Source organism: Nitrospira sp. BLG_2, assembly GCF_049222245.1.
The window spans coordinates 1-6,871 of record NZ_JBLYIG010000626.1 but is presented as its reverse complement, the minus strand read 5'-3'; the positions used below and the strand labels follow the sequence as shown (position 1 = coordinate 6,871).

The 6,871-nt window shown below is 57.5% G+C and carries 6 protein-coding genes; all 6 read left to right on the top strand.

Going from position 1 to position 6,871, the window contains the following annotated elements; translation table 11 throughout:
- Positions 1-95: 95 nt before the first annotated feature.
- The gene (gene fliR / locus ACOSYY_RS16585; protein WP_421663861.1) at positions 96-878 is read left to right on the top strand and encodes a flagellar biosynthetic protein FliR; all 783 of its coding nucleotides are present in this window, start codon (positions 96-98) and stop codon (positions 876-878) included.
- On the top strand, positions 871-1,950 hold the full coding sequence (flhB, locus tag ACOSYY_RS16580; protein WP_421663859.1) for a flagellar biosynthesis protein FlhB: 1,080 nt from the start codon (positions 871-873) through the stop codon (positions 1,948-1,950). The genes fliR and flhB overlap by 8 nt, the downstream gene beginning before the upstream one ends.
- 11 nt (positions 1,951-1,961) lie before the next feature.
- Positions 1,962-4,058 carry a flagellar biosynthesis protein FlhA gene (gene flhA / locus ACOSYY_RS16575; RefSeq protein ID WP_421663857.1) on the top strand — a complete coding sequence of 699 codons (2,097 nt, stop codon included), beginning with the start codon at positions 1,962-1,964 and terminating at the stop codon, positions 4,056-4,058.
- A gap of 8 nt (positions 4,059-4,066) precedes the next feature.
- Positions 4,067-5,407 (top strand): flagellar biosynthesis GTPase FlhF, encoded by a 1,341-nt coding sequence (gene flhF / locus ACOSYY_RS16570; protein ID WP_421663855.1) that lies wholly within the window; start codon positions 4,067-4,069, stop codon positions 5,405-5,407.
- On the top strand, positions 5,400-6,293 hold the full coding sequence (locus ACOSYY_RS16565; protein ID WP_421663853.1) for a MinD/ParA family protein: 894 nt from the start codon (positions 5,400-5,402) through the stop codon (positions 6,291-6,293). Before flhF ends, ACOSYY_RS16565 begins: the two co-directional genes overlap by 8 nt.
- A gap of 27 nt (positions 6,294-6,320) precedes the next feature.
- Positions 6,321-6,871: sigma-70 family RNA polymerase sigma factor (locus tag ACOSYY_RS16560; protein ID WP_421663851.1), on the top strand; the 551-nt coding region annotated here is incomplete at its 3' end.

Below are 6,871 nucleotides of genomic sequence, written 5' to 3'. Positions count from 1 at the left end.
TGTTGCTTTTTCTTCCGTGGATGCTGAACGTCATGACCACATACATGGCGAATTTACTAATGAATATTCCCAACTACGTGCATTAGTACGAGACGATGACACACACTCTTCAGATCGCTCTCCCTGAATTTCAAGGATTCTTGGTCCTCATTTCCCGTATCGGGGGGCTGTTGGCGGCATTGCCGGTCTTGAGCGGCCGAGTTGTTCCTTTGAAAGTCAAAGTAGGTCTCGTCCTGGCGTTGGGAGTTCTGTTGGCTCCCTTGGTCAGACTTCCCCTCGTACTCTCTGATCCTGCCGCCTTGGCCGCCGGGCTTGTCAGTGAAATGGCCATAGGTTTAACGATCGGACTGGCGGTCCGACTCTTTTTCGGCGCGCTTGAACTTGCCGGAGAGATGATCGGCGTGCAGATGGGATTCGGCGTGGTCCAACTGTTCGATCCGGCGACCGCCGATCATACGCCCATCATCGGCCAATACTTCACTCTCTTGGCGACCCTCATCTTTCTCTCGCTGAACGGACATCTGCTTCTGGTGGCCACGATTCTGTCCAGCTATGAGTCCATTCCGGCATTCGGCGCGTCCCTCCCCGGAGGAATGGGAAACGATATCCTTCGCCTCTTTCAGCACATGTTCATGGTGGGGTTGAAATTGGCGGCGCCGGTGCTCGTCGTCATTCTCCTGATCAATATTCTGCTCGCGCTTCTTGGACGCGCGGTCAGCCAGATCAACGTGTTTGTTCTGAGTTTTCCCGTCACCATCGCCGGAGGCTTGGCTGTGATGGGGTTGTCCATGCCGTTTGTGGTGGAACTTCTGGTTCGGGAAATCGAGCAACTGCAATTCACGATCGAGGGGCTTATGAAGGCGTTGGGACATGGCTGAGGACAGGAGTAATAAGACAGAGCCCGCGACGCCGAAACGCAAAGAGGAGGCGCGCAAGAAAGGACAGATCGCCATCAGTCGCGATCTGTCTACCGCGGTCATTCTCTTGAGCGGCATCGGGTTGCTGGCGGCCATGCTACCGGTCGGCGTTCAGAAAATGACCGACATGACCCGGCAAGGGCTCACGCTCTCGTTTCCTCTGGATTTCCACGAAGGGATGTCGATCGACCAAGTGTACGCGGTCGTCATGCATGCCGGCCTCACGGTCGTGACGCTGAGTCTTCCGGTCGTCGTGGGCAGTCTCGTGATGGGGAGCGCTGCGTCACTGTTGCAAACCGGGTTGTTGTGGCGCGCCAATGCCGTTCAACCGGACGTCCAGCGCATCAGTCCGATCAAGGGCCTTTCCCGATTGTTCTCGCTGCGTTCTGTGATGGAGCTCGTGAAGGGGCTCCTCAAGATCGCGATCGTGACGGGGATCGGCCTTTGGGTGGCACGGTATGACGTGCTCCAGATTCCGGGATTGATCGGGTTCGACCTCGGTACCGTGCTCCAAGTCACCGGACGGCTCTCGCTGAAGGTGGGATTGACCGTCGCGGGAGCGATCGCGATTCTAGCCGGCCTCGACTACTTTTACCAGCGTTATGAGTGGGAACGAAGCCTGCGGATGTCGAAGGACGAGGTCAAGGAGGAGCACAAGGCCACGGAAGGCGATCCGCTTATTAAAAGTCGAGTACGGACCATCCAGCGGGAGATGACGAAGAAGCGCATGATGGCCGCCGTCAAGACGGCGGACGTAGTGATTACCAATCCGACACACTTGGCTGTTGCGCTGAAATATGACACCGCGACGATGGGAGCTCCTGTTGTGGTCGCCAAAGGGGCCGGCTTGGTGGCTGAACGCATCCGTGAGCTGGCTCGACATCACGGAGTGCCGGTCGTCGAACATAAATTCGTGGCCAGAACGCTGTTCAAACTGGTCGATATCGGCAAAGAGATTCCCAACGAGCTGTACCGCGCGGTTGCGGAAATCCTGGCGTTTGTATATCGCGCCAGAGGCGTGACTCCCCACTGATCTAGGAGATTATGGCAACGGCAATAGAACCGGTGGAACGGAATCAGTTGATCAAGCATCCGGACGTCGTCATATCCGTCGGGGTAGTGGCCATTCTCATGGTGATGCTGTTGCCGTTGCCTCGCTTTCTCCTGGATTTGTTGTTGAGCTTCGATATCACCTTGTCGGTCATCATCTTGCTCGTCGGACTTCAAGTGCGGCGTCCGATCGAGTTCTCGGTGTTTCCGTCGGTCCTCTTAATGATCACATTGTTCAGGCTGTCCCTCAACATTGCGTCCACGCGGCTCATTTTACTGCATGGCAATGAAGGAGCAGGAGCGGCCGGCGAAGTCATTCGGGCCTTTGGGAATTTCATCGTCGGCGGCAATTACACGGTCGGCCTGGTGGTGTTTTCCATTCTCGTCATCATTAATTTCGTCGTGGTGACGAAGGGTGCCGGACGTGTGGCCGAGGTCGCCGCGCGCTTTACATTGGATGCCATGCCCGGGAAGCAAATGAGCATTGATGCGGATCTGAATGCCGGCCTGATCAATGAGGCGGACGCGCGCCGCCGGAGACGGGAAATTGCGGAAGAGGCGGACTTTTACGGCGCGATGGACGGCGCCAGCAAGTTTGTTCGAGGCGATGCCATTGCAGCCGTCATTATCATACTCGTCAACATCATCGGTGGATTGGCGATCGGTATTTTGCAACAAGGCATGAGTCCGGCACTCGCGGCTCAAACCTATACGGTGCTGACGGTCGGTGAGGGGTTGGTGGCGAAGATTCCCGCCCTGATCGTTTCGACTGCCGCCGGTATCGTGGTGACTCGGGCCGCCTCGGAAACCGATTTGGGGGGCGAGATGAATCGGCAGCTGTTGATGTCCTCCAAACCGGTGGGCATCGCCGCGGGTATTCTTCTCGCGCTCGGCTTGGTGCCGGGGCTTCCGCATGTGGCGTTTCTCGTGCTAGGAAGCGCCGTCGCATGGATCGCGTATCATCTCCATCAGCAGGAACAGGTTCAGGCAGCTCCCGCTCCCGCTCCGACCGCCCCGAAGACCGACGAAGGCTCGACCCGAGTGACCCCGCTCGATCTCATGGAAGTGCAAGTCGGGTACGGCTTGATAGGACTTGTCGAAGGAACGCAAGGCACTGCACTGCTTGACCGGATTAAAGCGCTTCGGCGGCAATTTGCGGAATCGATGGGTTTTGTCGTGCCTCCCATTCACATACGAGACAATCTTCATCTGCGCCCGAACGATTACGCCATCATTTTGAAGGGAGTTGAAGTGGCCAAGGCGGATGTTTTGCCAGGACATCTGTTGGCGATTGATCCAGGGACCGGCCAACGAGGTTTGGTGCAGGGTATCACGACGAAGGAGCCTGCTTTCGGGTTGCCGGCGCTCTGGGTGCCGGAGGATGCCAGAGAGCAGGCTCAAATGGCCGGGTATACCGTGGTTGATGCGAGTTCGGCGATCGCGACACATCTTTCGGAGTTGATCAAGCGCCATGGCCATGAATTGCTGGGACGGCAGGAAGTTCAAGCGCTGTTGGACGAAGTCGGAAAATCGCATCCGAAGCTGGTGGAAGAGCTCATTCCTACGCTGTTGCCCCTCGGAACGGTCGTCAGGGTTCTCGGGAACCTGCTCAAGGAAGGCATTCCCATTCGAGACCTCCGATCGATCCTCGAGGCTATTTCCGATCAAGCGACCAATACCAAGGATGCTGAGATTCTCACGGAGTATGCAAGGCAGGCGTTGGCCCGGACCATCACCAAGCAGTATCAAGCGTCCGACGGCAGTTTACAAGTTATCACCTTGGATCCTCGGCTGGACCGATCGTTGGCGGAGCAAGCGGCGGCCTTGCCGCCCGGGGCCACGTTGAACCTTGATCCCACGCTCTCGCACAAGCTGTTAACCGGTCTCAAACAAGCCGCTGAACGGGTTGCGGCACGAGGGCAGCAGCCGATCGTACTGTGCTCGCAGGTCGTTCGCCGCCATCTCCGGCGACACAGCGATCGTACGTTGCACGCCGTTCCCGTCATGGGACTCAATGAAGTGGATGCCTTCGTGCGTTTGCAGTCGCTGGATACCGTGCGGATCGACTTGGAATTGGCACAGCCGACATAAGATAAACCATGAAGGTCAAGACATTCCACGCGCTCTCCATGCAGGATGCCATGCGTGCCATCAAGGACGAGCTGGGGCCGGATGCCATCATTTTGTCGGCGAAAGAGGTGCGTGAGGGAGGGCGAATAGTACAAGCATTCAATCGACCGGTCCTGGAAGTGATGGCCGCATCCGATCAAGACGTACGGATCCCTCAGCGTGGAGAAGCCGTGCAACCGGCTGTTCCGGTGAAACCGTCTGATGCCGAGGCGGATTCCACGCTGTCCGCGCAGACATTTCAACAGACACTCCAAGGGATGCTGAAACCGAATTGCGAGACACCGACATCGACCGCCGGTCAGCGGTCTGCCTCGTTGAAGCCGTCTGCAATGCATGTGAAGCCGGATCGTCTTCGGCCCGCGCACGCCGTCGTGAATGAATTGAAGAGCTTATTGGAAGACCTGTCGCGGGCGGACGGTCGGATGATCGGAAGCCGGACGCCATCTGCGCCGGTCTGGCTGCGCCGCTCGCTCATCGAACAGGGAATGAATCCTTCCACCGTTGATTTACTCGTGAGCGAGGCGTTCAACACCGAACAAGTCGCCGGTCCATGGGACGATGAGTCGATGCGGCGGGCGCTCCGGCGTGAAATCGAAAAGCGCGTGCGAACAAGCGGGCCGCTCCCGAAAGGGAAGGGCTATCCCGCCATCTGCCTCCTGATCGGACCCAGCGGAGCCGGGAAGACCTCCGCCGTAGCCAAGCTGGCGTCGCATTATCGTCTTGAACAGCGCAGGTCCGTCGCGCTTATCACCTTTGATACATATCGAGAAACCGCGATTGAGCAGGTGCGACGGTATGCCAAGGTCGTGGGGGTGCCGTTCGCGTGCGCCGTATCGGCTCGACAGGTTCATGAAGGGCTTCGTCGCCATACACGGGTAGATCTCGTGCTGATCGACATGCCCGGGATCGGACCGCGTGACTTAGCGTTAGCCGAGGAATTGCGGCAGCTCTTGCCAAGGGAAGTGGTCACGACACATCTGGTCCTTTCGGCATCCACCAGAGAACAGGAGCTCTATCGACTCACAAAACGTCTTGGCGATCTGCCGCAGTTGCGCCTCTTGTTCACCAAGCTCGACGAGACACAATCGTTCGGCACCATCTTTGAAGTGGCGCATCAAACCGGTGTGCCTCTTTCCTACTGGAGCATCGGACGGCGTGTCCCTGGAGATATCGAGGTTGCCTCATCAGAACGTTTGGCGGCGTTCCTGACTGCGGAACGATCCGCCTATCCCCAGACGCTTGTCAATCGGTTGGATCGATCATCGGAAGCAACTCCGGCATTAATGGGAGCAGGAACTCATCATGGATAATTTGGTTGGAGATCGTGATATGCCGCTCGGCACTGGAAGGTCTGTCTTTATGTCTGAGAATCGGAGTCGGGGAAGCGGTTCGTTCACTCGCGTCATCGCGGTCTCCAGCGGCAAGGGAGGCGTGGGGAAATCCAATGTGGTCGCGAATCTTGCCGTTGCGCTCACCAGGATTGGAAAGCGGGTGCTGATTTTGGACGCCGACCTCGGCTTAGGTAATCTCGATGTCCTGCTGGGGTTGGTTCCACGGCATACGATTGAGGACGTATTGGTGGGCACGCATACGCTCGACGAGATCGTGCTCAAAGGCCCGGCGGACATTCAGGTGCTTCCCGCCAGTTCCGGTGTCCCGCACCTGACGGCGCTGACGGAACCCCAACAGTTGATAATCCAGGAGCAGCTGGCGCAGCTCACCTCGGAGATGGACGTGTTGTTGATCGATACCGGCGCGGGCATCTCGCCGAACGTCACCTTCTTTGCCGGCGCGGCGGATGAGACGATGATCATCATCTCCCCGGAACCGACGTCGCTCACAGATGCCTATGCATTGATCAAAGTTTTGGCTCGCCAGTATCGGACACAGCGTTTCAAAGTGTTGGTGAATCAGGCCAAGAGTCCCCGTGAAGCTGCCGAAGTGTTCGGTAAGTTGGACGTGGCGGTGGATCATTTTCTTCATGTGGCCGTCGAATTGGTCGGAGCTATCCCCTATGACGACTATGTGCATTTGGCGGTCATGCAGCAGAAGGCGCTCTCCGAGCTGTTTCCGGAGGCACCGGCAGCCCAAGCATTCAGGAAGTTAGCTCAGCAGATCGTCCAGTGGCCGAGGCCTGATCTTCCTAAAAGTTCCGTGCAGCTCATCTGGCAACGGGCGGCAATGCCGACCGGGTAACTGAAACACGATCGCAATGGGAAGATCATGAGCAAGGCAGCATTACCACACGAGCGGAAATTTTCTCCCCAGGGAGTCAGACGCGAGCAACTTATCAAGGAGTTTGCCCATGTCATTCGGGCGATGGCCCATCGGCTGGCTTTCCGCCTTCCCGCGTACTTGGACGCGGAGGATCTGATTTCGGTCGGCACCATCGGACTCATGGATGCCATGGACAAGTATGATCCGACACGAGAAGCGAAGTTCAAAACGTATGCGGAGTTTAGAATCCGTGGCGCCATGCTCGATGAGATTCGTTCAATGGATTGGATTCCGCGATCGGTTCATGAACGAATCGGCCTGCTCCAAAAGACTCACACGGCTCTCATGAGCCGACTGGGGCGACCGCCGCAGGATGAAGAGGTGGCGGAAGAACTGAAGATGTCCCTGGAAGAGCTGGACGATTTCATTACGCGCGCTAGGGGGGCAGTGATGATCAGCGTGGACGATTTAAGTCTTCATGAACCAGACGCGGCCTGTGCCTCCGCCTCGATCAGAGTCTTGATCCGGAACCGCACCGCCTCGGCGGAATGCTGCTC